Genomic DNA, 24,568 nt, shown 5'->3' with positions numbered 1-24,568 from the left:
TTGCTATAAATATGTGATCCCCGCCCGGGGCGGAGCCACCCACGTTGTTTTGTGGTACAGGCTTGTCTACTTCCGTAGTGAGCTTGGTTATGTTCGACAATTATTCTATAACCCCTATCTCATAGGGAGTTTCCGTTTTTATTACTGCCAGGGTCCTGCAAAGCAGTTTTCTGGCCACTTTTATGATGATCTTCTTTGTGTCCTTACCTAAATGTTTGCGGTAATAGGCCTGCATTGCCGGATCTGCCCTTATGGCCTGCCAGGCGGCCTCCACGAAATAAGAGCGCATCAATCGGTGCGCGCGCATCGTCATGCCCATCGTTCTATGGGTGCCCCCGCTCTAGTGCACCCCTGGGGCCAGACCTATATAGCCGGCCAAATGTTTCACGCTCCCGAACCTTCTCAGGTCGCCCAGTTCGCAAAGTATGCCGCAGGCGACTATACCGCCGATGCCCGGTATGCTCCTGAGCAACATATAATCCTTCTTGTAATGTACCTTGCAATATCTTCTGAGCTGTGTCGATACATCACGCAGTTCTTTGTCGACGAACCGGAAGAAGCGCATTCGGCTCTCCAAAGTCGCTTTTGCGGTCGGGTACCTGAAAACCCTATCGTCCAACCATTTGCGGTACCTGTGGCTCCAATGGTCGTTATCGAACTCCTCCGGGACCTTAATGCCCTAATAGAGCAGTTGCATCTTGATGTAGGATCTCACCCGGCGGAAGTCCTTTACCAGGTCATTGCGCCGCCGAAAAAGACTGCGAAGCTGCTCACGTTCCCGCTCGGGAACAGCGATACTTTCCAAACGACCGTCCCTGAGTTCACGGCTGATAAGCTGGGCATCGATACGGTCCGTCTTGGTATGGCGCTCCTTGCCCTTACGGTGGATATCCGCAGGGTTCACCACCAGGGATCCCCATCCATAGGAAACAAAACAACGATGGGCATAATACCCGCAGCAACCTGCCTCATAGGCCGTACTTACCTCATGGCCCGGGAAATGTTTCGTTACATAGATCAATAATAGTTCGGGATCTGGAGGCATGCTAAATGATTTGCCGCAGAAAAGATCAGTGGTGCAATGTACCTTCCAACTTCGTTTGTGAATGTCGATACCAATGAATAGCTTTGGTAGAGCAGTTTGTTGAGATTCCATATCTTATAGTTTTAGAGAACTTTAAAGATACTTGACCGACTGCTTTTTCATCGATGCTATAATTCATTGCGACGGAATTTCCTAAACGGAAATTCCTATCTTGCAATGATGGCTAGGTTATCTCGGAATGTCCTTGCGGACGATTCCGCAACGAAACCATAGCCGAACCGTTGCCATTAATACTGACCATCCTTATAATTCCATCTTTTTTAATAAAATGTTCTCTAAATTGTCATATTTCTCAAACTATGGTAACTAAAGTAATAAAGGGACGTACTAAAAATGGAAAAACAAAAAAGCCTATTTCTATCCAAACTTGAGGAAAACCAAGATAAATTATATAGGCTTTGTTCAATATATTCTGATAATAATGAAGACTCAAAAGACCTATTTCAAGAGGTTTTAGTTCAAATCTGGAAGTCGATGAGTTCATTTAAAGGCAATTCATCTATTGGTACTTGGATGTTTAGGATAGCATTAAATGTTTGCCTTCGTTTCAAATCAAAATACACGAAAAACCAAAACCGATTTATAAGATTAGATAGTATGACTATTTGTAATATCGGTTCTGAAGTAGAAGACAAAAATAATAATGAAAAACTAATAACTTTAAGGAAGTGTATTAAAAAATTGAATGATGGAGATAAGGCAATAGTTGCTTTGTACTTGGAGGGTTTAGCATACCGAGAAATTTCAGAAATACTTGGGTTATCTGAAAATCACGTAGCCGTAAAAATCAAACGAATTAAATTAAAATTATTTAACTGCATAAATGGAATATCATGATAGAAGATGAATTAATTAAAATCTGGCAATCGTCCAGTAATCAAGAGCGTATAAAATTTGAGAAATCAAAATTAATGATTGAACTACAATCAAGTTTAAAGCGTTTAGACAAATGGTGGAACTATCTGGAACTTTCAGAAACGGTTTTAGCTGTATTTGGAGTTTTATTATCTACTCTTTTATTATTCAAAATTCCATTCATTCTGACAAAAATAGCATTGGGTTTAATGATTATTTGTGCAATTTATTTAATAATAAAATATCGAGGTGTAAAAAAGTTTCAGCCTAGTGACTTGGAAAAAGATTACCTCAGTTATCTCAAAAAAAACAGGGAATATCTTCAAGCACAAAAGAAATTCCTTAAATCATATTTCTATTGGGGAATATTACCAGTTTATCCAATAATGTTATTATTCACTATCAGCATTTGGGAAAAAGTTCCAATATATTTGATTGTCCTTATTAATGTGGCTTCAATCGGAATAGGTGTTTATGGATATTTCTTAAATAAAAAAAGAGTGAAAAAAGAAATAAACCCAAGAATATCTGGAATTAAGGAATTAATAAATCAATTGGAACAATAGCATATGAAATCCGAAAATAGACCATCAAGAGTTTCAACAAACTTTTTAAAACAATTATCAAAAATCTTGAGTTTTTCAACTTTAAAAACAAGAAGAGAAACAATCAAACAAAAGAGAAATCAAATTAGAAATAAAAAGTACTAATGGCAACAATTTGTATATTGTATATGCTCCCTTCGGGTAGCAAACGCATCATACAAGAAACGTTACCTGCAAGCTTAATAAAACGGAAATGAAAAAATTAATCTGGACATTTATTTTATCATCATTTTTCGTGCAAATCGGTATTGCTTGCGATTGTGGATTCAAAAGTTTGGAGGAACTCCAAAACCGGGAAATGGAGAATTCAGAATGCATTTTCATTGGAGAAATTATCGAAGTGAATAATGACCTGACCTATAAAATAAAGGTTATAGAATCATTGGACGGGGGGGACTTACAAGACAATATTTATATTGGCAAAAATTGGAAATCTTGCCAACCTTATGCTGAAAAAACAGGAACTTGGTTAGTCTATGGCAGAATGGAAAACGGATTTTTACAAATGAATGTCTGTGGCCTGAGCAGAGCTTTCGATAAGCCCATTGCGCCATCATCAAAGTCTGACCAAAAAATAGGTGATGGAAAAAATAAAATGACCGAAGAAGAATGGTATGCGGAATTTTGGAAAGGACAGAGAATAGATTTAGCGAATGAAATCATCGCTTTGAGAAGAAGAAGGGACGGTTTAAAGTAAAAGCCAGTAGCTAACAAAGCCTATAATTAATCCGGACTTATGGCTTATGGGCCAAGGTCTGTGTATATTTATAAAGGCGCAAAATCTTTGGGATTTTGCTTTCGAACAAAAAAAGAAAAAACAAAAAATCCGACCATTTTCATGATCGGATTTTCTTGGTCGGGGTGGCAGGATTCGAACCTGCGACCTCCGCGTCCCAAACGCGGCGCGATAACCGGGCTACGCTACACCCCGAGTGTATACAAAATATACTTAAAAAAGCGGAGAGACTGGGACTCGAACCCAGGCGACAGTTACCCGTCGACAGATTAGCAATCTGCTCCGTTACCACTCCGGCACCTCTCCTTTATTTCCAGATAAAAAGTATCCGAAAATGCGGATGCAAATGTACTTCTTCATACATTAGAACGCAACATTTTTTTTATTTTTTTACCCGTATTTAATCAGGTACTTGGAAGGTTATTCAGGATATTCTACCCGTAAATGGTAGATATTGGTCAACTTTTGTTTCAATATCTTTTTTACCGCTTCTATTTCTTTAAAAGTGATGTTGGCATTTAAAAATTGACCCGCCTGCATCTGTGCACTAATAATACGATCTACAAACTCGTTGATCATTAAAAACGTTGGGTTTTTTAAACTTTTGGAAGCAGCTTCTACCGAGTCTGCCATCATTAGGATAGCAGTTTCTTTAGAAAAAGGTATGGGCCCCGGATAGGTAAAATGCTCCCGGCTGGTATGAGTGTCGAGTTCTTGTTGTTTCTTGTAAAAATAGTAGACCAAATTTGTACCGTGATGCGTTCTAATGAAATCGATCACCCGATCTGGTAAGTTGTTTTTCCGGGCCATTTCAATACCTTCAATGACATGATCTATAATGATTTTAGCACTGTCTTTAGGGTTTAGCTCGTCGTGAGGATTTACATTGGTAATCTGATTTTCGGTGAAATAGGTGGGGTGGTTCATTTTTCCTATATCATGATATAGTGCCCCTACCCTAACCAGCATGGCATTGGCGCCAATTTCATTAGCTGCGGCCTCCGCAAGATTGGCCACCTGCAAGGAATGGTGAAAGGTGCCGGGGGCCTTATTGGAAAGTGTTTTTAATAAGCGGGAATTGGTATCCGAAAGTTCTAAGAGCGATACATCCGAAACCAGACCAAACATTTTCTCATAGATATAAATCAAAGGTTGTGCAAAGAGCGTAATCATACCGTTTAACAGGAAAAAACCAAAAGCCAACCAGACAATATTATCCAGATTTCCTTCATGGATGATATGAAAAGCCAGATAGCCCACAATATAGATCAAGGTAATTTGCCCTACGGAAATAAAGAGATTGGCCCTTTTGTATAGTTCCGATACCGAAAGTATGGTAACAATACCCGCTATAATCTGCAAAAAGATATATTCAAAACTGTTTGGTACCACAAAACCAAGGATCAAGACCGTAAGTACATGTACATAAAGTCCTAAACGGGCATCAAAAAAGGTCTTTAAAATAAGCGGTAAAATACATAGGGGTACCACATACACATAAGTTTCATTATACTTAACCACCAAGGTCGTAACAAAGACCATGAGTAGTATATTAAAGAAGATGAAAGTAACCTTGGTATTGTTCCTAAAAATTTCTTCCCGGTATTTTTTAAGAAACAGAAAAAGCATCATTAACACCAAGGCCACCAAAATGGTATAACCGAACAATATAAAATAATAATTGTTTGCCGTCCAGAGTTCGGATTTGTATTCCTCTTTGAGCGAATTCAATATTTTAAAATTCTCCGCTTCAACAACTTCGCCTTTAACAATAATCAGTTTTCCCTCATCTATGTTGCCCCTAGTATAAGATATCTTGGAGATTTCGTCCTCTTGCTCTTTTTGCGTAAGGCGTTCATCATAAAACACATTAGGTTTTACGATATCCGTAAACAAAGTGGTAAATAAATTTCTATAGCTCCTGTACCCCTTGTCCCTTAAAGTTCTGCTGATTACAGCATCAATGTCTTTGGAAGTATATAAATCTTGATAAAGCATTCTTTTTGCCTCATTGTCCCTCACCAGATAAATGCTCGAACTCGCGTTTTGAGTATCTGACGCAATAACTCCATTGGCATAGATGGCATCGAAGATTTCCTCACCGACCGTTTTTATCGCCGCCAGTTGCCTGGCACTAACATTTAGATTGGAAAAAAGGTCGGAAAATTTGGTGTCGAAAGCCTCTTGGGCGGCCGCTACCTCAGCATCGTTATAGGTATAGTAGTCGGTCTGATTGTTTTGGATGGCCAAACGTTCCTGTGCTATCTCTGTCTCCGTTTTTTTTATGGAAAAATCGAATGGCGCATAGAGGTTTTCATATTGCCAAGGTTTGCCCTTTTGAAATTCGTATTTGAACTTGCCCCCTTTTGGAAGAAAAAAAACGATTAGAAATATAGATACTAGATATAGGAAATATTTGTAAATAAGCGATTGATTCCTATAAACATTATCCAAAAATTTAGGCATAGTACAAAAGTATGTAATCAAAAATAGAAAAATATACGTTTAAAAAGTGTTTTTGTTGCGATAACCCATATGTGGATGTTCATATTTTATTGTATTAAAGGGCAACTTATAAGCTTTTGATTTATTAATTTCGTAGCATTAAATTTGTACCCTATGAAGGAAGTTGTAATTGTATCTATGGCCAGGACGCCCATTGGGAGTTTTATGGGATCGTTGTCTACCATACCGGCACCTAGGCTGGGTGCTATTGCCATAAAAGGCGCATTGGAAAAAATTAACCTCGCACCGGAATTGGTGGAGGAGGTTCTTATGGGCAATGTGGTACAGGCCGGCACTGGGCAAGCTCCTGCCAGGCAAGCGGCTATCTATGCGGGTATCCCCGATACGGTACCTTGCACTACCGTAAACAAAGTATGCGCTTCCGGGATGAAAACCGTTATGCAGGCAGCCCAGGCAATTGCTTTGGGAGACGCTTCCATTGTTGTTGCCGGAGGTATGGAAAATATGAGCTTAATTCCGCATTACGTGCATATGCGCAATGGGGTAAAATTTGGGCCAGGTACGCTTACAGATGGCATGCAAAAAGACGGTTTGGTAGATGTATATGATGAAAATGCCATGGGTGTTTGTGCAGATGCATGTGCCGCAAAATATGAGTTTAGTAGAGAAGATCAGGATAATTTTGCCATCCAATCCTACCAGAGATCGGCCGAAGCTTGGAAAGCCGGAAAGTTCAATGGGGAAGTAGTTCCTGTTGAAGTTCCGCAAAGGCGAGGAGAACCTGTTATTGTAAGTGAGGATGAAGAGTTTAAAAATGTAAAACTGGAAAAAATCCCGGCCTTACGCCCTGCATTTTCCAAAGACGGTACGGTTACGGCAGCAAATGCTTCTACCATAAACGATGGTGCTGCGGCTCTGGTTTTAATGAGTGCCGAAAAGGCCAAGGCCCTAAATTTGGAACCGTTGGCCAAAATAAAAAGTTATGCCGATGCGGCCCAGGAGCCAAAATGGTTCACTACGGCTCCGGCCAAGGCGCTTCCCGTGGCCTTGGACAAAGCAGGAATAACCATCGATAAGGTAGACTATTTTGAATTTAACGAGGCTTTTGCCGTAGTAGGATTGGCCAATACCAAGTTATTGGGTCTTACCGATGAGAACGTTAATGTTAATGGTGGAGCCGTTTCTCTTGGGCACCCGTTAGGATGTTCCGGGGCCAGAATTATAATTACACTGCTTAGTGTTTTGGAACAAAACAATGGCAAAATAGGAGCAGCGGCAATATGTAATGGAGGGGGTGGTGCTTCCGCAATGATCGTGGAAAGAAATTAATAACAGCTCCTCTAAAGAAGTCCTATGCAATACGGTATTTGCCCCCTAAGTGTCATTCCAGTAAGACAAATTACGGACCATGGGGGCGAAATGATTACCCAGCTATTGTATGGAGATCATTTTAAGGTATTGGAGCAACAAAAAAAATGGAGCAGAATACGCATCGCCTTTGACAACTCCGAAGGATGGGTAAGCAACGACCAAATTACACTAATCCAAGAGGCAGATTTTAAAGCCATCGAGGAATCTAAAGAATCCAAATTTATAACGGACCTGGTTGCCTTTGCCGCTACGGAAACCGAGGTGTTGATTCCTCTTGTAATCGGATCTAACGTGGGGCATTTGCATTTGTTTTCGCATAGGTACGAAGGTGCTCATAGTTGTGGTGTTAAGGGAAAAGATCAGCTGGTAGCAACTGCCTTACTCTATTTAAACGCACCCCATTTGAAGGGGGGCAAAACTCCTTTTGGACTGGATTGCTCCGGATTTGCCCAAATGGTATATAGAATAAACGGTCACCACTTACTACGAAGTGCCCTGGAACAATCTACACAAGGAGAGGCACTGAGTTTTATCGAAGAAAGCGAAGCCGGTGACCTAGCTTTTTTTGATGACAAAGAAGGAACCATAGACCATGTGGGCATTATACTAAAAAACAACTACATCATTCATGTCCATGGAAAGGTAAGAATAGATCGTTTGGACCACACAGGAATCTTCAATACCGAAATAGGGAATTATTCGCATAAGCTGAGGGTCATAAAAAAGATTGTCCAATAAAAAAGCCTCCAAACAATTGGAGGCTTTTTTATTGATTGGGATTGGAAATTTTACTCACCTAATAATTTCTTTACGCGCATAAAGTTTTCGTTGTCACCCATAGCACCGTAAATGTTCTTCAGTTGAGACAGAATACCCTGGTTGTCCGGGTTTGTTTTGAGCGACTCTTCCAAAATATTGGCTCCTTGCAAAAACAAATCATCTTTCTGCTTTTTTAGCTCATCATATCTGGCAATGTCCGCTCTAGAATTACCCAGGCTGTTCATTTCATCAATCAATCCGTTGCCTTCGTTTACATAGGTAGTAGAAAGGTTCAACTGGGCGTTGATGTATCCAGGGTTTATTTCCAAGGCCTTCATATACGAAGCACGAGCTTCTTCTATATTGCCCTGTTCCATACTTACTACACCAATATTATAATGCAAGTCTGGATTATCAGGGGCCATTTCAGTAGCCTCGGCCATTAGCGACTTAAATTTTTCCTTATCACCTAACTTAAAATGTAAGTTGGCTTCGCTAAGGATTAGGTTAATATCGGAGGGGTCGTCTGCTCTTGCATCGGCATAAGCTTTTAAAGCTTTGTCGTCTTGTCCCAATTGCGTATAGATCAACGCCATATTCTTAACGATCTCCGAGCTTTTAGAGGGCGATGTTTCATCTTTTGGATCGGTGTACGTACCAGATTTAACCATTAGATCGCGTTGAACTTTTTCCATGGTCTCCACTTCACCCGTCGCTGAATTAACAGCAGTATAGGTTACTTCGCTACCATTATATCCTAAATTCTTAAGCTCTTCATAATAGGCCAGTGCTTCTTCGTAGTGATGACCGTTAACCGCACTACTCGCCGCATAATAAAGATATAGCGTATCCTTTGGACTTAGTGAATAACCCAAATACAATTTTTCCGCAGCCTCCTTAAATTTCTTCTGATTGTTGTCCTCTACGGCGCCATTGACCAAATCCGCCACCATAATGGCCAGTTTTTGTTCGGCTTCGGCCTTATACTTAACTTTTCCAGTCGCTTCTTCTATAGAAACCACCTTTTTAAATGAAGCGATCGCCTCATCAAATGCGCTGGTATCCCCAGCTTTTGCCAAGGTAGAATAGGTATTGCCCCTTACAAAATGATATTGTGCCTTTAACTTGTCATCGGCTCCGTCTATTAAACCAGCAGCTCCGTCCAAAGCGGTCTTGGCCGCTGCCGCATCTCCCGCTTTTAACGCCTTCTCCGCAGTTTTAATTTCCGCCTTTTGCGAAAATCCGACTATGGAAAAGGTCATAGCCGCAAGAATTAAAAATTTAGTTTTCATAGTAATGTGTATTAATGTATTAGTGTTCATCTATCTCTATTTAGTTGATTCGTTATCATCCTTATCAATAGCCGTACCATTTTCTTCATTCACCTCAATATCCATGATATCAATTTCATCAACGGCCTCTTCATCCTTCATAACTTTTGCCACTGCGGCAATGGAATCGTTCTCTTTTATATTGATAAGTTTTACGCCTTGTGTGGCCCTACCCATAACCCTAAGGTCCTCTACGCTCATACGGATAGCAATACCCGATTTATTGATGATCATTAGGTCGTCAGCGTCGCAAACACTTTTAATCGCCACCAAGCCACCGGTTTTTTCGGTAATGGATATGGTTTTAACACCTTTTCCTCCCCTATTGGTAATTCGGTAATCATCTAAATTGGAACGTTTGCCGTATCCGTTTTCAGAAACGACCAAAACTTCGTCATCAAAATTATGTACGGAAATCATCCCAATTACCTCGTCATTATCATCGGCCAAAGTAATTCCTCGTACACCGGAAGCATTTCTTCCCATAGGCCTGGTCTTTCCTTCTTCGAACCGGATAGCTTTCCCCGATTTTAATCCTAAGAAAATCTGACTGGTACCAGTAGTAAGTTTGGCTTCCAACAATTCGTCCCCTTCTCGTATGCCTATGGCATTTATACCATTCTGGCGAGGTCTGGAGTATTGCTCCAAAGAAGTCTTTTTAACAGTACCCTTTTTGGTGGCCATAATTACGTAATGGCTGTTTACATATTCTTCATCCTTTAAATCCTGAGTACAGATAAATGCTTTGACCTTATCGTCTTGCTCAATATTGATCAAATTCTGAATGGCTCTACCCTTAGAGGTTCTGCTACCTTCGGGAATTTCATAAACCCGCATCCAGAAGCACTTCCCTTTTTGGGTAAAGAAAAGCATGTACTGATGATTTGTACCTACAAATAGATGTTCTAAAAAGTCTTCGTTTCTTGTGGAAGAGGCTTTTTGGCCAACTCCGCCCCTATTTTGAGTCTTGTACTCCGTAAGTGGGGTACGTTTTATATAACCCGCATGTGAAATGGTAATGACCACTTGCTCATCCGGAATCATATCTTCTATACTAAGGTCGCCTCCCGCAAAATTGATCTCCGAACGTCTATCATCGCCATATTTTTCTTTAACCAGTAATAGCTCGTCCTTAATAATTTGCATTCTTCTGTCCTTTTTGGCAAGAATGTCCTTTAAATCGGCAATGGTCTTAATAATTTCCTCGTACTCGGACCGTAGTTTATCTTGCTCAAGACCAGTAAGTTGTCTTAACCTCATCTCAACAATGGCCCTAGACTGTATTTCGCTCAATTTAAAGCGTTCCATAAGGTTCTCCCTAGCTTCGTCCGGATTGGAAGAAGCACGGATAATGGCAATAACCTCATCAATATTGTCCGAAGCTATGATAAGACCTTCGAGTATGTGCGCCCGGTCTTCCGCTTTCTTAAGTTCGTACTTGGTACGGCGTACCACCACATCGTGCCTATGTTCCACAAAATAGTGGATCATTTCCTTTACATTGAGCAGTTGGGGCCTTCCTTTGACCAATGCAATATTGTTTACACTAAAAGATGACTGAAGGGCTGTATACTTATATAGCGTATTTAGTACAATATTCGGAATAGCATCCCTTTTAAGAATATAGACCACCCGCATTCCGTTCCTATCGGATTCGTCCCTTATCGTGGAAATACCATCAATTTTCTTTTCATTGATCAAATCAGCGGTTTTCTTGATCATATCCGCTTTGTTGACCTGATAAGGAATCTCTGTAACCACAATACATTCCCTACCCTGAACTTCTTCAAAAATAGCCTTGGCCCGCATTACCACTCTTCCACGACCTGTGTGAAAGGCTTCTTTTACACCATCATAGCCATAAATAATACCTCCGGTAGGGAAATCGGGGGCCTTAATATGTGTAATGAGTTCATCGATCTCTATATCGTTGTTATCAATATAGGCCACGGTACCGTCCACAACCTCGGAAAGGTTGTGGGGAGGCATGTTTGTTGCCATACCCACTGCAATACCTGAAGCTCCATTGATTAATAAATTAGGAACCCGTGTAGGCAATACGGTAGGTTCTTCCAAAGAATCGTCAAAGTTGAGCTGGTGATCAACAGTGTCTTTATCTATATCCGCCAACATGTCGTCAGCTATCTTTCGCATTCGCGCCTCCGTATATCGCATAGCCGCCGGGCTGTCCCCATCTATGGAACCAAAGTTTCCCTGTCCGTCTACCAACATATAACGTAAACTCCATTCTTGGGCCATACGCACCATGGAATCATACACGGAAGTATCCCCATGGGGGTGATACTTACCTAAAACCTCCCCTACTATACGGGCCGATTTCTTATGTGAGCTGTTAGATCTTACACCCAGTTCGTGCATTCCGTACAACACTCTTCTGTGCACCGGTTTTAGACCATCTCTAACATCTGGCAGTGCACGTGACACAATGACCGACATTGAGTAGTCAATATAGGCCGATTTCATTTCGTCCTCTATGTTGATAGGAATCAATTTTTCTCCTTCCGCCATTTCAAATTTTAATGTTTATTTTTTGGTTAAAAAAGCAAGCCAATATACATAAAATCACACCTTTTAGAGCATGGAAAGGATACTTTTACCAATAATTTATTAACACCTAATATAAGGGTTTTGGTTAATAATTTGCGTGTTAATTTTTTTGTAAATCATGGTTTTTTTCGTCATTTAGGCCAACTTTATCGAATATAGGTACGGTATTTGCTCAAGTATCGCATAGATTTACTATTTTTAAAGTTGAAAGGATAATTATGGACGATAATTTTTCCCCCAGGGTAAAAGATGTAATTGCATACAGTAAAGAGGAAGCATTGCGACTTGGTCACGATTTTATTGGTACCGAGCATCTAATGCTTGGCCTTTTGAGAGACGGAAATGGGAAGGCTATCAACATTCTTGATGCATTGGATGTTGATTTGGACCATTTACGCAGAAAAGTGGAAATTCTGAGTCCGGCCAATCCAAATTCTGGCAATACCCAAAAGGATAAGAAAAACCTACATTTGACAAGGCAGGCAGAGCGTGCGCTGAAAACTACTTTTTTAGAGGCAAAACTCTTTCAAAGTTCTTCAATAAACACCGCACATTTGCTATTGTGCATCCTTAGGAACGAAAACGATCCTACCACTAAGTTGCTGCATAAACTACGTGTGGACTACGATGGGGTTAAAGATCAATTTAAGTCGATGATCACCAGCGATGACGATTTCATAGATTCTCCTACTTCCGAATCCTTCCCGAGCGACTCGGACGAAACCAATGAAGGTAAGGAAAGTACCTTTGGTACCCCTACTAGCCAAAAAGGAAGTAAGAAATCCAAAACACCTGTGCTAGACAATTTTGGCAGAGATCTTACCCAACTTGCAGAAGAAAACAAATTGGATCCTGTGGTTGGCAGGGAAAAAGAAATTGAAAGGGTCTCTCAAATACTTAGTAGAAGAAAAAAGAACAATCCCTTACTTATAGGGGAACCAGGCGTTGGTAAAAGTGCCATTGCAGAAGGCTTGGCCCTCCGTATAATCAATAAAAAAGTATCGCGTATCCTATACAACAAACGCGTGGTAACTTTGGATTTGGCATCACTGGTTGCCGGTACTAAATACCGCGGACAATTTGAGGAACGCATGAAAGCCGTGATGAACGAATTGGAAAAGAACGATGACGTTATCCTGTTCATTGACGAGATACATACCATCGTTGGCGCTGGTGGAGCTACTGGTAGCTTAGACGCTTCCAATATGTTTAAGCCCGCACTTGCAAGGGGTGAAATTCAATGTATCGGCGCCACTACTTTGGACGAATACAGACAATACATTGAAAAAGATGGTGCCTTGGAACGCCGCTTCCAAAAGGTAATGGTAGAGCCTACAACCGTAGAAGAAACCATTGAAATACTTAAAAATATAAAAGGCAAATACGAAGATCACCACAATGTCAACTATACGGACGAAGCGCTTATTGCTTGCGTTAAATTGACAAATAGATATATGACCGATAGGTTTCTGCCAGACAAAGCTATAGATGCTCTGGATGAAAGTGGTTCTAGGGTACATATTGTTAATATGGATGTTCCCAAACAGATCCTTGAGTTGGAAAAACAGTTGGAAGACGTACGCGAGCTTAAAAACAGCGTTGTAAAAAAACAACGTTATGAGGAAGCTGCCAAACTTAGGGACGATGAAAAACGGCTAGAAAAAGAACTGTCGGTAGCCCAAGAAAAGTGGGAAGAAGACAGCAAACTTCATAGAGAAACCGTTAGCGAAGACAATGTGGCCGATGTGGTTTCCATGATGAGTGGAATTCCCGTTAACAGAATTGCACAGACAGAAAGCAACAAGTTGGCAGAACTACCCGACCTAATCAAAGGAAATGTAATAGGCCAGGACGAAGCCGTGGCAAAAGTGGCAAAAGCCATACAAAGAAACAGGGCCGGCCTTAAAGATCCCAATAAACCTATTGGATCCTTTATATTCTTAGGGCAGACAGGTGTTGGAAAAACCCAATTGGCAAAGATTTTGGCCAAAGAATTGTTTGATTCCGAAGATGCCCTTATCCGTATTGATATGAGCGAGTATATGGAAAAGTTCGCCATTTCGAGATTAGTAGGAGCACCTCCAGGTTATGTAGGTTATGAAGAGGGCGGACAGCTTACCGAAAAAGTAAGACGCAAACCCTATTCCGTAATTCTATTGGATGAAGTGGAAAAGGCGCATCCAGATGTTTTTAATATGTTATTGCAAGTATTGGACGATGGTTTTCTAACAGATAGCCTTGGTAGAAAAATAGACTTTAGAAACACCATTATTATAATGACATCCAATATTGGTGCACGACAACTAAAAGATTTTGGACAAGGCGTTGGTTTTGGTACTGCAGCGAAGAAGTCACAGGCAGATTCGCATCAGAAAACGGTTATCGAAAATGCCCTAAAAAAGGCCTTTGCGCCAGAATTTCTGAATAGAATAGATGATGTCATTGTCTTTAATCCTTTAGAAAGGGAACACATCCATAAAATTATAGATATTGAATTGGATAAATTGTTCGCAAGAATAAAGGATATAGGATACGACCTTAATCTAACGGAAAAAGCCAAGGATTACATTGCCGATAAAGGTTTTGATAAGCAATATGGGGCTAGGCCGCTAAAACGGGCCATACAGAAATACATTGAAGATGCCCTTGCCGAAGAGATCGTTAATTCCAAATTACAGGAAGGCGACAGTATATTCATGGATTTGGATAAAAAGAAGGAAGAACTTACCATAGAGATTAAAAAAGCACAGAAATCTTCCAAGGCATAAATTTGTACGAATTTAATGATAAGGGAGTCGAATTAATCGGCTCCCTTTTTTTGTGCCTGCCATCCAACAAGTAGGAATTAAAATACAGTATGGTATATTCTAAAGCCATATAAACGATATTTAGGCCTTTAGTCTAATATTTTTCTCAAAATCTCACTATACATCTACTTTCGTTTCAGACACTATAAATTACAGAAAATGAAAGTCGGACCGGCTAAGAAAACGATTATCGTTAAGGAGTATAATTTGGAGATTGGTAAAATTCAAGTATTTGATAATTACATGGTCTCCATATTCGAAGAGGGGTCTACCCTAACTTTGGAAAGGGCCTATCAAATAATTGGCATTTCCGAAATTCACTTCAGGGGAAGGAATTTTGGTTTTATCAGCATGCGCAAAAACTCTTATGCGATAGATCCAACCATTTACAATTATTTAAGGGAATTGGAAAATCTAAAGGCTTTTGCCATTGTTTCCGTAAAGGAAATAGATATGCACAATTTTAAGATTGAAAAATTGTTCTATAAGAAATCCATGAAATTCTTTATTAAATACGACAATGCCCTAACCTGGGTAAAAAGAAGGGTAAGGGCCAAAAAGAAGATATAAGCTATTCTTCCGGAGTTTCCTCAGGCTCCGGTGCTTCCTGAATTTTGAAGAGGTCTAAAAAGGCCTCCCCAAGATGTTCTATTATTATTGAGGCGGTTAACGCCTGATATCCCCATTTTTCTATTGCAATATCGGCCGCTCTTCCATGTAAGTAAACGCCAAAAACGGCTGCCTTTAAAGCCTCATATCCTTGAGCCAATAACCCTGTTATAATACCTGTAAGTGCATCCCCGCTGCCAGCGGTAGCCATTCCCGGGTTTCCAGTAGTATTAATGTAACCCCTACCCTTATAGATCGTAATGGTATTACTACCCTTAATCACCAAAATACTATTGTGCTTTTTAGAAAAAGCCATGGCTTTTTTAAGCTTGTCAAAGTCGTCTTTCCACGCGCCAATCAGTCGTTCCAACTCCTTGGGGTGCGGGGTAAGCACCGTTTGATCGGGTAAGTTTTTAAGAGCTTCTTTATTTTCTGCCAATATGTTTATTCCATCGGCGTCTACGACCAAAGGTTTATCATTTTGGGAAAGAAAATCAATAAATGCCTTTGTCGTGGCTTTTGCCTTCCCCATTCCCATTCCAATACCGATTACCGTTGGATCTATACCAAAATCTATCTTGGTTATGTTACGGTCATCTACATCGGTAATTACCATACCTTCGGGGAAAGAAGATTGCAAAGGAATATAACCACAAGAGGGCACGTAGGTTGTTACTAGGCCACTACCTGAAGAAAGAGACGCTTTGGCAGCCAAGGTTACTGCTCCTATCTTACCATAACTCCCTCCAATAATAAGTGAATGCCCGTATGTTCCTTTATGCGAGAATTTGGTTCTGGGCAAATACAAGGGCAATACTTCATGCTTACCTATGAGTTCGTAATCGGTTTGGGTACCCATCATATACTCCGGGTCCAAACCAATATCCAATACCTCCCATTGTTCTATAAAAATGCCCGTTTCTGGGAGGAAAAAAATCAATTTTGGTGCCTGAAAACTAAGTACGTAATTAGCCTGCATTATTCCCTCTTGTGCTCCTCCAAGAAATCCATTGGCGGAAAGCCCAGAAGGTAGATCTACAGAAAGTACAAACGCCCCTGAGGCGTTCAAATGTGCCATTAGTTTTACCACCCATTCGGCTGGTGGCCTGTTAAGACCAATACCAAAAATGGCATCTACAATAATGTCATCCACATCAATTAAAGGTAACTCGGAATCCTCGTTCAAAAAATCGGGCCATAATTTTCTTTCCTTCAATCTATTAAGGTTGATCAAGAAGTCCTTGGACCGTTTTTCGCTATAGTTTACTACGTATACCGCAATATTGTAACCGTGCTCTTGTAAATGTCTTGCCAAAGCAATACCATCGCCCCCATTATTTCCTATACCACAGAACAAATGTATTTTAACCTGCGCGCCCTGCATACGTAAATGCATCCAGTTAAAAATTTGTATCGCCGCGCGCTCCATAAGCTCTTCGCTCTGGATCTGTTGTTTTTCAATTGTGAATTTATCAGCTTCGTATATCTGTTTAGCAGTAAAAATCTTCATTCAATATAAATATTTGACAAATGCTGACAATTTTGTAAAAATTTCGGAAAACATTTGATTAGGGTACCAAAAATACTACATTTGAGGCTTTCAAAGAAGTATGCTTTATTTAAACGCACATACCCAAGATTCCCTATCTACATCTAACAATGGTTGTGTTATTGCTACCACCACTACCCCATTGGGGTAAGCTGCTATATATCTGTCCGTCTTTCGCATATTTTGTATTAATACATCATTACCTTTTAATTTGACACTATGAAAGTTCTAAAATTTGGCGGTACCTCGGTTGCCAATGAAGAAAATATCACCCATGTAAAAAATATTGTTGCACAAGTAGATGACCATAAGGTTATCGTTGTGGTATCCGCTCTTGGTGGCATTACAGATCTTTTGCTAGAGACTGCGGGGCAGGCTGCTGAGCAGAACGGTGATTACAAGAATAACCTAAAAGTAATTGAAGAAAGGCACTTACAAACCATAAAAGCCCTTATTCCCATTGACCAGCAAAGTAAAACACTTAGCAAAGTAAAAAGTGAACTCAATAGTCTGGAAACTCTGTTAGAAGGCGCTTTTTCCATTGGAGAGATAACACCGAAGCTTTCGGACAAAATAGTTAGTTACGGCGAGCTCTTGTCTTCCTATATTATCAGTGAATTCTTTATAACCGCTGATTTGGATGCAGTACATAAAGACGCTAGGGAACTAATAAAAACCAACGACATACATGGAAAGGCAGTAGTTAATTTTGACCTTACCAATACAAAATGTCGGGATTTTGTTTCCAATTCATCCAACAAAATAATTGTTTTAGGCGGCTTTATAGCCAGTGCCACTAATGGAGACTCCACGACATTGGGCCGAGGCGGGTCTGATTATACTGCCGCGATTATCACCGGTGCCATCAATGCCGATATCCTTGAGATATGGACCGATGTAAGTGGTATGTACACAGCAAACCCAAAAATTGTAAAGCAAGCCCGGGCCATAGACCATATCTCTTACGAAGAAGCAATGGAACTATCCCATTTTGGAGCCAAGGTACTGTACCCTCCTACTATACAACCTGTGCTTTCCATGGGTATTCCGATCCGCATAAAAAATACCTTTAAGCCCTCCGATCCCGGTACTTTAATTACCAAAAATCAACTCAAAGAAGGCAAAACGGTAAGAGGAATTAGCCATGTAGAGCATATTGCCTTGTTATCTTTGGAAGGATCCGGTATGGTAGGTATCCCCGGAATTTCAAAACGTTTTTTTGAGGTGCTCTCATTGAATCAAATAAGTGTCATCCTCATAACCCAAGCATCCTCTGAACATTCTATTTGTGTAGGAATTTCATCGGACGATATTGATCGTGCCGTTCTTGTGGTCAATGAAGCTTTTGAATATGAAATCTCCTTGGAGAAAATAAAACCCGTAATCGCTGAAAAAGATTTGGCCATTATTGCCCTAGTGGGCGACAAGATGAAGAGTCATCAAGGACTTAGCGGTAAAATGTTCAGTACTTTGGGAAAAAATAATGTAAACATCAGGGCAATAGCGCAAGGCGCATCCGAAAGAAATATCTCCGCGGTAATTGACAAGGAAGATGTTAAAAAAGCGCTGAACTCCCTGCACGAGGAATTCTTTGAAGAGAACATAAAACAATTAAACCTGTTTGTAATGGGCGTAGGAAACGTAGGTTCCAAATTGCTTACCCAAATACAGCAGCAACAAAAATACCTTAAGGAGAACTTAAAGCTTAATATCCGGGTTATAGGTATTTCTAACTCGCGTACCATGGTCTTTTCAGAGAACGGTATTGCCTTAGATTCATGGGAAAAAGCCTTGGCGGCAGGTGAAAAAGCAGATAAAACAGCTTTTTTTAACAAGGTAAAGGAACTAAATTATAGGAACAGTATTTTTGTGGACAATACCGCTAGTGATATCGTTTCCGATACCTATGCTACCTACTTGGGACAAAGTATTTCTGTGGTTACCTGCAACAAAATTGCCTGTTCATCGGAATACAATAACTATAGAAAACTTAAAAACCTGGCTAAGGAATACAACGCCCCATTTTTGTTCGAAACTAATGTTGGTGCCGGACTTCCCATCATAGATACCCTTAAACACCTAATAGCCTCCGGGGATAAAGTGCTAAAAATACAGGCCGTATTATCTGGTAGCCTAAACTTTGTTTTCAACAATTTTAATGCGAAAAACACCTTTAAAGATATTGTAAAACAGGCACAGGAAGAAGGCTATACCGAACCCGATCCAAAAATTGATCTAAGCGGCGTAGACGTAATGCGAAAAATTCTAATTTTGGCACGTGAGAGCGGCTATCAGCTCGAAATTGAAGACATTGAGAACAAATCTTTCTTACCACAGCAAGCTTTGGACACCAAAAATAACGAAGATTTCTTTTCATCATTAGAGAAAAACGAAGCGATTTTTCAGGAACTTTATAAGGAGGCTCAAGCTTCGGAAAGTAAACTAAAATATGTAGCGCAATTTGAAGATGGGAAAGCCAGTGTTGGATTGCAAAACATTCCCAAGAAACACGATTTTTACAACTTGGAAGGTAGCGATAACATTGTATTGTTTTACACGGAACGTTATCCAGATCAACCTATGATCATAAAAGGGGCCGGTGCAGGGGCGGAAGTTACCGCTTCCGGTATCTTTGCAGATATCATTAGAATTGGTAATTTTTAATTATGGAAGAAATAAGAGTATTCTGTCCGGCCACTATTGCCAATATTTCTTGTGGGTTTGATGTATTAGGGCTGGCCTTGGATGCTGTAGGTGATGAGATGGTTGTAAGGAAATGCAAGGAAAACACTATAAAAATCACTAAACTCGAAGGGCAAGATCTACCTAAACAAACATTGCAGAATGTTGCGGGCGTTGCGGGATTGGCTTTACTGGAAAAGGCAGATTACAAGGGTGGGTTCGAAATCGAAATCTACAAAAAAATAAAGGCCGGTAGTGGTATTGGTAGCAGTGCTGCCAGCAGTGCCGGTGCCGTTTGGGCCATGAACCAATTGCTAGGCAAACCGTTTGCAACCATAGACTTGGTAAAATTTGCCATGGAAGGGGAGCGTTTGGCCAGTGGAGTTGCTCATGCTGATAACGTTGCCCCCGCCCTTTTTGGGGGTTTTACCTTGGTACGTAGTTATAGCCCGTTAGACATTATACGAATAGATGCTCCCACTGCCCTATTTGCAACCGTAATCCATCCACAAATAGAAATTAAAACCTCGGACTCCCGTAAAATACTTAAGACAAAAATATCTTTGGAAGATGGTATTAAACAGTGGGGCAATGTAGGCGGACTCATAGCCGGACTATATACAAACGACTATGATCTTATTGGTAGATCATTGATCGATCATATTGTAGAACCTATAAGATCTATCCTTATTCCCGGTTTTGATGAAGTAAAGGCCAACGCCAACGCCGCAGGTGCCTTAGGTTGTGGAATTTCCGGTTCCGGACCCTCTATTTTCGCGCTTAGTAAAGGAAAGGAGACAGCCGAAAAAGTAGCCATTTCCATGGACAGCGTATACCAAAATATTGGAATCTCCCATGATATACACATATCCAAAATTAATGTAGAAGGAATAAAGATCTTAGCATAAATGAAATTCTATAGTCTAAATAAGCAAGCCCCTCAGGTATCCTTTAAAGAGGCAGTGATCAATGGTATAGCCCCAGATCAGGGTTTGTATTTTCCGGAGGCCATAACGCCTTTACCAGATTCTTTTTTTAATGCTATCGATGATCTTCATCCGCATCAAATTGCTTTTGAGGCCATTCACCAATTTGTGCACGAGGATATTCCCGAAGATGTGCTTAAAACGATTATCGCGCAGGTACTCGACTTCGATTTTCCCGTCGTGGAAATCGAGGAAAATGTGGCTACTTTAGAGCTCTTCCATGGTCCTACCATGGCATTCAAGGATGTAGGTGCCCGCTTTATGGCGCAATGTCTTGGGTATTTTTTTGAAGGTGAAGGTAAGGAGGTTACCGTTTTGGTGGCGACCTCGGGTGATACGGGAGGAGCCGTGGCCAATGGGTTTTTAGGTGTTAATGGCGTAAAAGTCGTTATTCTTTATCCTAGTGGTAAGGTAAGCGATATCCAAGAGAAGCAACTGACCACATTGGGTGAAAATATTACGGCATTGGAAGTAGATGGTACTTTTGATGATTGTCAGCGCATGGTTAAAACTGCATTTTTAGACCAAGATTTGCTTAAGCATATGCGGCTAACCTCGGCCAACTCCATAAATGTGTCGCGTTGGCTGCCACAGCTGTTTTATTTTTTGTTCGCTTACCAAAAGGCAAAATCCAAAGGGAAAGAAATAGTTTTTTCCGTTCCCAGTGGCAATTTTGGAAATATTTGTGCCGGTATGGTTGCGCAACGCCTTGGAATGCCAGTACAACATTTTATAGCGGCCACTAATGTAAATGATATTGTACCGCAGTTTATGAAAAATGGCAACTACCATCCTAAACCATCGGTAGCTACTATTTCCAATGCCATGGATGTAGGAGACCCTAGCAATTTCATACGTATTCGACATCTATATAAAGATAATTTTGACCAGCTCTCGGAAAACCTCGTCTCCCATTCCTTCAATGACGAGCAAACCAGGGCAGCCATTCTTAAAATTTACAATAGCACTGGTTATGTTGCAGATCCCCATGGGGCTGTGGGTTACCTGGGACTTAAAAAATATCAGGAAGAACATCCGGAAACCTATGGTATATTTTTAGAGACCGCCCATCCGGTAAAGTTTTTGGACGTTGTAGAGGACACCATCGAACAACACATAGATATCCCAGAAAAAATTGCAGCGCTATTGGACTTGGAAAAGCGGGCCCTCCCCATTTCAAATTACGAGGAGTTAAAGACATATCTGTTGGCAAACTAAATCTATTTCCCTAAAATTTTATAATAAAAAGATTTCTAAATACAGCCTTCTTTATCGATTATTATTTCGATAAATTTGCCCCTCAATTCACCAGTATGAAAAATACAGCATTGACCGAAACCCATGAGGCCTTAGGGGCAAAAATGGTTCCATTTGCAGGATATAATATGCCTGTTTCCTATGAAGGTGTAAACGTAGAACACGAGATTGTCCGCAATGGCGTAGGTGTTTTTGATGTTTCGCATATGGGAGAATTTTTAATAGAAGGACCTAACGCCTTGGATTTAATTCAGAAGGTTACCTCTAACGACGCCAGCAAACTTACCGTTGGAAAAGCACAATACAGTTGCTTGCCAAATGAGACCGGTGGTATCGTAGATGATTTGATCGTTTATAGGATAAAGGAAGAAGTATATCTATTGGTAGTAAACGCATCCAATATAGAAAAAGATTGGGACCATATCTCCAAATACAATAAGGATATTGGTGCTACTATGCGTAATATTTCCGAAGATTACTCCCTTCTGGCCATTCAGGGACCAAAAGCCGTGGAGGCAATGCAATCGCTTACTTCGGTAGATTTATCTGCAATAAAATTTTACACTTTTGAAGTATCCGATTTTGCTGGTATACCCCATGTAATAATATCGGCAACGGGCTATACGGGTTCTGGTGGCTTTGAAATCTATTGCAAGAATAGCGAGGTAAAACAAATTTGGGATAAAGTAATGGAAGCCGGAGCTGCCTTTAACATTAAGCCTGTAGGTTTGGGAGCAAGGGATACCCTTAGATTGGAAATGGGCTATTGCCTCTATGGCAATGACATAACAGATGAAACATCGCCCTTTGAAGCTGGCTTGGGGTGGATTACAAAATTTTCCAAGGAATTTGTAAATAGTGAAGGGCTCTCCAAAGAAAAAGAGCGTGGGGCCGAGCGAAAATTAATCGCTTTTGAATTGGACGACAGGGGTATTCCTAGAAATGGATATGATATAGTTGACAATAACGGCAAAGCTATAGGAATTGTTACCAGTGGTACCATGTCGCCCTCTATGAACAAGGGTATAGGATTGGGTTATGTACCTGTTGTTTTCTCCGATGTGGGAAGTAAAATACATATTCAAATCAGAAAAAAAAGGATTCCGGCCACTGTTGTAAAACTTCCATTTTACAAAGCCCAATGATCAATTTTCAGGAGACATTGGATGAAATTTACGCGGATCTTTCCTCAATAACAACAAGGGGAACGGTAGCTACTTACATCCCCGAACTTGCTTGTGTTAATGGTGATAAATTTGGCATTCATCTAATTGATGCCAACGGGATGTCCTATTCGGTTGGTGACGCAGACGAGGCGTTTTCCATTCAGAGTATCTCTAAAGTACTTTCCCTAACCCTTGCCTTTTCCATAAGGGGCGATAAATTATGGCAGAGAGTGGGTGTAGAACCCTCAGGAGATCCGTTTAATCATCTTTCTTTACTGGAAATGGAAAACGGAATTCCACGTAACCCACTGATCAATGCAGGAGCAATCGTAATTGCAGATGTTTTGGTAAGTCAACTTAAAAAACCCAAAGAAGACTTTCTCTCTTATATACAAAAAATCACCAACGACGAAACCATTGATTATGATCCTAAGGTGGCCAAATCCGAAAAGGATACCGGTTTTAGGAACTATGCCGCAGCAAACCTTCTAAAATCTTATGGTAATATAGAGAACGATGTGGAAACCGTGCTCGATTTTTATTTTCACCAATGCTCCTTACGTATGTCTTGTAAACAATTGGCCAATGTGTTCTACATGTTTATGAACAGGGGAAAATGCCTCATGAACAATGAGTACTTAAATATTAATCATGTAAAAAGAATAAATGCCCTGATGCTCAGTTGCGGTTTCTACGATGAGGCCGGGGAATTTGCTTTTGAAGTTGGGCTTCCGGGCAAGAGTGGTGTAGGTGGCGGTATCGTTGCGCTTTTGCCCAACAAGTTTTGCGTGGCCACCTGGTCTCCCGGACTCAATGCCAAAGGAAATTCGCTTCTTGGAATGAAAGCACTGGAACAATTGACCACAAAAACGGGACTATCAATTTTTTAGCTTTTGGATAAAAGGAAAATACTAATACTAGGCGCAAGCGGTTTTATCGGTAATGCCATATATAAAGAGCTTTGTTCGTATTTTGATACTTATGGCACCTATTACTCTGCCAGAAAGTCCTTTGGGGACAATCAACAGTTCTTTCGGTACGATTTAGAGGAAGATGATATTTTTAAAGTGTTGGAAAATTTAAGACCCCACATCATCATTTCCTCGCTCCGGGGTAATTTTGGGGCCCAGATACAGGCACATCAGCATCTGATCGAATACTTGTCCAAAAACGATTGTAAACTGTATTTTATATCCTCGGCCAATGTTTTTGATGCCTACAGTAAATATCCTTCCTATGAATACGAAAAGACCCTCTCAGAGAGTGTTTATGGTAGATTAAAGATTAAAATAGAAAATATGATGCTTAGAATGCCCAAAGAAAAAATGGGTATCCTAAGGGTGCCCATGGTATTTGGGAACAATTCGCCAAGAATAAAGGAATTAAAAACATTCATGGCCAATAACGAACCCGTGGAAGTCTTCCCCAACTTAATCATAAACGTTACCAATGATCATCGGTTAACGCAACAGATACATTACCTGATAAACCAAAACAAACACGGGATTTTTCATTTGGGGAGTAAAGATTTGGTGCATCACGAAGATTTTATCCAAGAGATCATAAAGCGTATCGGTGTTTATAATCCAATTTTTAAGCGGGTTTTTACCACAAACGAAGATCGTTATCTTGCCGTACTGCCCAAAGCAAATAAATTACCCAAAAACCTGCGAATAAATTATCAGGAAATTATTGACCATCATATTCTTAGCTAAC

Annotated in this window: 18 protein-coding genes, 2 tRNA genes and 1 pseudogene; 13 read left to right on the top strand and 8 right to left on the bottom strand. The window is 40.4% G+C overall.

All coding sequences use genetic code 11. From position 1 onward, the window contains the following. Positions 1 to 100: 100 nt before the first annotated feature. Together ACEQ81_RS15540 and ACEQ81_RS15535 are read right to left on the bottom strand one after the other, a co-directional pair. Positions 101 to 475: pseudogene (locus tag ACEQ81_RS15540) on the bottom strand (transposase). Positions 476 to 679: 204 nt separating this feature from the next. Next, positions 680 to 1,156: an IS110 family transposase gene (locus ACEQ81_RS15535; protein ID WP_411031829.1), complete on the bottom strand. Its 477-nt coding sequence runs from the start codon at positions 1,154 to 1,156 to the stop codon at positions 680 to 682. A 282-nt stretch (positions 1,157 to 1,438) separates the two neighbouring features. On the opposite strand from ACEQ81_RS15535, the gene ACEQ81_RS15530 reads away from it, so the two are divergent. The 3 genes from ACEQ81_RS15530 to ACEQ81_RS15520 all read left to right on the top strand — a co-directional run bounded on the left by ACEQ81_RS15530 (position 1,439) and on the right by ACEQ81_RS15520 (position 3,262). Further along, entirely contained in the window at positions 1,439 to 1,942 is a 504-nt protein-coding gene (locus ACEQ81_RS15530; RefSeq protein ID WP_411031828.1) for an RNA polymerase sigma factor, read from the top strand. Further along, positions 1,939 to 2,526, top strand: a complete 588-nt coding sequence (locus tag ACEQ81_RS15525) for a hypothetical protein (RefSeq protein WP_411031827.1) — start codon at positions 1,939 to 1,941, stop codon at positions 2,524 to 2,526. The genes ACEQ81_RS15530 and ACEQ81_RS15525 overlap by 4 nt, the downstream gene beginning before the upstream one ends. Positions 2,527 to 2,758: 232 nt before the next feature. Next, positions 2,759 to 3,262 (top strand): hypothetical protein, encoded by a 504-nt coding sequence (locus ACEQ81_RS15520; RefSeq protein ID WP_411031826.1) that lies wholly within the window; start codon positions 2,759 to 2,761, stop codon positions 3,260 to 3,262. A 156-nt stretch (positions 3,263 to 3,418) separates the two neighbouring features. On the opposite strand, the gene ACEQ81_RS15515 is transcribed toward ACEQ81_RS15520, so the two are convergent. The 3 genes from ACEQ81_RS15515 to ACEQ81_RS15505 form a co-directional block, all read right to left on the bottom strand. Then, positions 3,419 to 3,496 (bottom strand) — tRNA-Pro (locus tag ACEQ81_RS15515). Positions 3,497 to 3,523: 27 nt separating this feature from the next. Continuing rightward, a tRNA-Ser gene (locus tag ACEQ81_RS15510) sits at positions 3,524 to 3,607 on the bottom strand. A gap of 114 nt (positions 3,608 to 3,721) precedes the next feature. Continuing rightward, entirely contained in the window at positions 3,722 to 5,767 is a 2,046-nt protein-coding gene (locus ACEQ81_RS15505; protein WP_411031825.1) for an HD family phosphohydrolase, read from the bottom strand. Positions 5,768 to 5,920: 153 nt separating this feature from the next. On the opposite strand from ACEQ81_RS15505, the gene ACEQ81_RS15500 reads away from it, so the two are divergent. Together ACEQ81_RS15500 and ACEQ81_RS15495 are read left to right on the top strand one after the other, a co-directional pair. Continuing rightward, positions 5,921 to 7,096: an acetyl-CoA C-acyltransferase gene (locus ACEQ81_RS15500; RefSeq protein ID WP_411031824.1), complete on the top strand. Its 1,176-nt coding sequence runs from the start codon at positions 5,921 to 5,923 to the stop codon at positions 7,094 to 7,096. 24 nt (positions 7,097 to 7,120) lie between these two features. Then, positions 7,121 to 7,876, top strand: a complete 756-nt coding sequence (locus ACEQ81_RS15495; protein ID WP_411031823.1) for an NlpC/P60 family protein — start codon at positions 7,121 to 7,123, stop codon at positions 7,874 to 7,876. A gap of 50 nt (positions 7,877 to 7,926) precedes the next feature. Here the strand turns inward: ACEQ81_RS15495 and ACEQ81_RS15490 are convergent, their stop codons facing one another. Then, on the bottom strand, positions 7,927 to 9,189 hold the full coding sequence (locus ACEQ81_RS15490) for a tetratricopeptide repeat protein (RefSeq protein WP_411031822.1): 1,263 nt from the start codon (positions 9,187 to 9,189) through the stop codon (positions 7,927 to 7,929). Between the two features lie 36 nt (positions 9,190 to 9,225). Continuing rightward, entirely contained in the window at positions 9,226 to 11,757 is a 2,532-nt protein-coding gene (gyrA, locus tag ACEQ81_RS15485; protein ID WP_411031821.1) for a DNA gyrase subunit A, read from the bottom strand. A gap of 257 nt (positions 11,758 to 12,014) precedes the next feature. On the opposite strand from gyrA, the gene ACEQ81_RS15480 reads away from it, so the two are divergent. Beyond that, positions 12,015 to 14,564, top strand: coding sequence for an ATP-dependent Clp protease ATP-binding subunit (locus ACEQ81_RS15480; protein WP_411031820.1), 2,550 nt, complete (start codon positions 12,015 to 12,017; stop codon positions 14,562 to 14,564). A gap of 198 nt (positions 14,565 to 14,762) precedes the next feature. Continuing rightward, positions 14,763 to 15,173, top strand: coding sequence for an STAS/SEC14 domain-containing protein (locus ACEQ81_RS15475; protein WP_411031819.1), 411 nt, complete (start codon positions 14,763 to 14,765; stop codon positions 15,171 to 15,173). A 1-nt stretch (position 15,174) separates the two neighbouring features. Here the strand turns inward: ACEQ81_RS15475 and ACEQ81_RS15470 are convergent, their stop codons facing one another. Beyond that, a complete protein-coding gene (locus tag ACEQ81_RS15470; protein WP_411031818.1) occupies positions 15,175 to 16,722 on the bottom strand; it encodes an NAD(P)H-hydrate dehydratase in 1,548 nt (515 codons plus the stop codon). A gap of 258 nt (positions 16,723 to 16,980) precedes the next feature. Between ACEQ81_RS15470 and thrA the strand changes: the two genes are divergently transcribed. The 6 genes from thrA to ACEQ81_RS15440 all read left to right on the top strand — a co-directional run bounded on the left by thrA (position 16,981) and on the right by ACEQ81_RS15440 (position 24,567). After that, positions 16,981 to 19,425, top strand: a complete 2,445-nt coding sequence (gene thrA, locus ACEQ81_RS15465) for a bifunctional aspartate kinase/homoserine dehydrogenase I (RefSeq protein ID WP_411031817.1) — start codon at positions 16,981 to 16,983, stop codon at positions 19,423 to 19,425. Positions 19,426 to 19,427: 2 nt separating this feature from the next. Then, positions 19,428 to 20,351, top strand: a complete 924-nt coding sequence (locus tag ACEQ81_RS15460; protein WP_411031816.1) for a homoserine kinase — start codon at positions 19,428 to 19,430, stop codon at positions 20,349 to 20,351. Beyond that, on the top strand, positions 20,352 to 21,647 hold the full coding sequence (thrC, locus tag ACEQ81_RS15455) for a threonine synthase (protein ID WP_411031815.1): 1,296 nt from the start codon (positions 20,352 to 20,354) through the stop codon (positions 21,645 to 21,647). 95 nt (positions 21,648 to 21,742) lie between these two features. Beyond that, positions 21,743 to 22,831, top strand: coding sequence for a glycine cleavage system aminomethyltransferase GcvT (gene gcvT / locus ACEQ81_RS15450; protein ID WP_411031814.1), 1,089 nt, complete (start codon positions 21,743 to 21,745; stop codon positions 22,829 to 22,831). Further along, positions 22,828 to 23,742 (top strand): glutaminase, encoded by a 915-nt coding sequence (locus ACEQ81_RS15445; protein ID WP_411031813.1) that lies wholly within the window; start codon positions 22,828 to 22,830, stop codon positions 23,740 to 23,742. The genes gcvT and ACEQ81_RS15445 overlap by 4 nt, the downstream gene beginning before the upstream one ends. 3 nt (positions 23,743 to 23,745) lie before the next feature. Next, positions 23,746 to 24,567, top strand: a complete 822-nt coding sequence (locus ACEQ81_RS15440; protein ID WP_411031812.1) for a sugar nucleotide-binding protein — start codon at positions 23,746 to 23,748, stop codon at positions 24,565 to 24,567. Position 24,568: the final 1 nt, after the last annotated feature.

The sequence above is a fragment of the Spongiimicrobium sp. 3-5 genome, assembly GCF_046557915.1.
Lineage (GTDB): Bacteria > Bacteroidota > Bacteroidia > Flavobacteriales > Flavobacteriaceae > JBHEBG01.
Note: the sequence above shows the minus strand (reverse complement) of the source record. Positions and strands in the feature narration are given on the sequence as shown.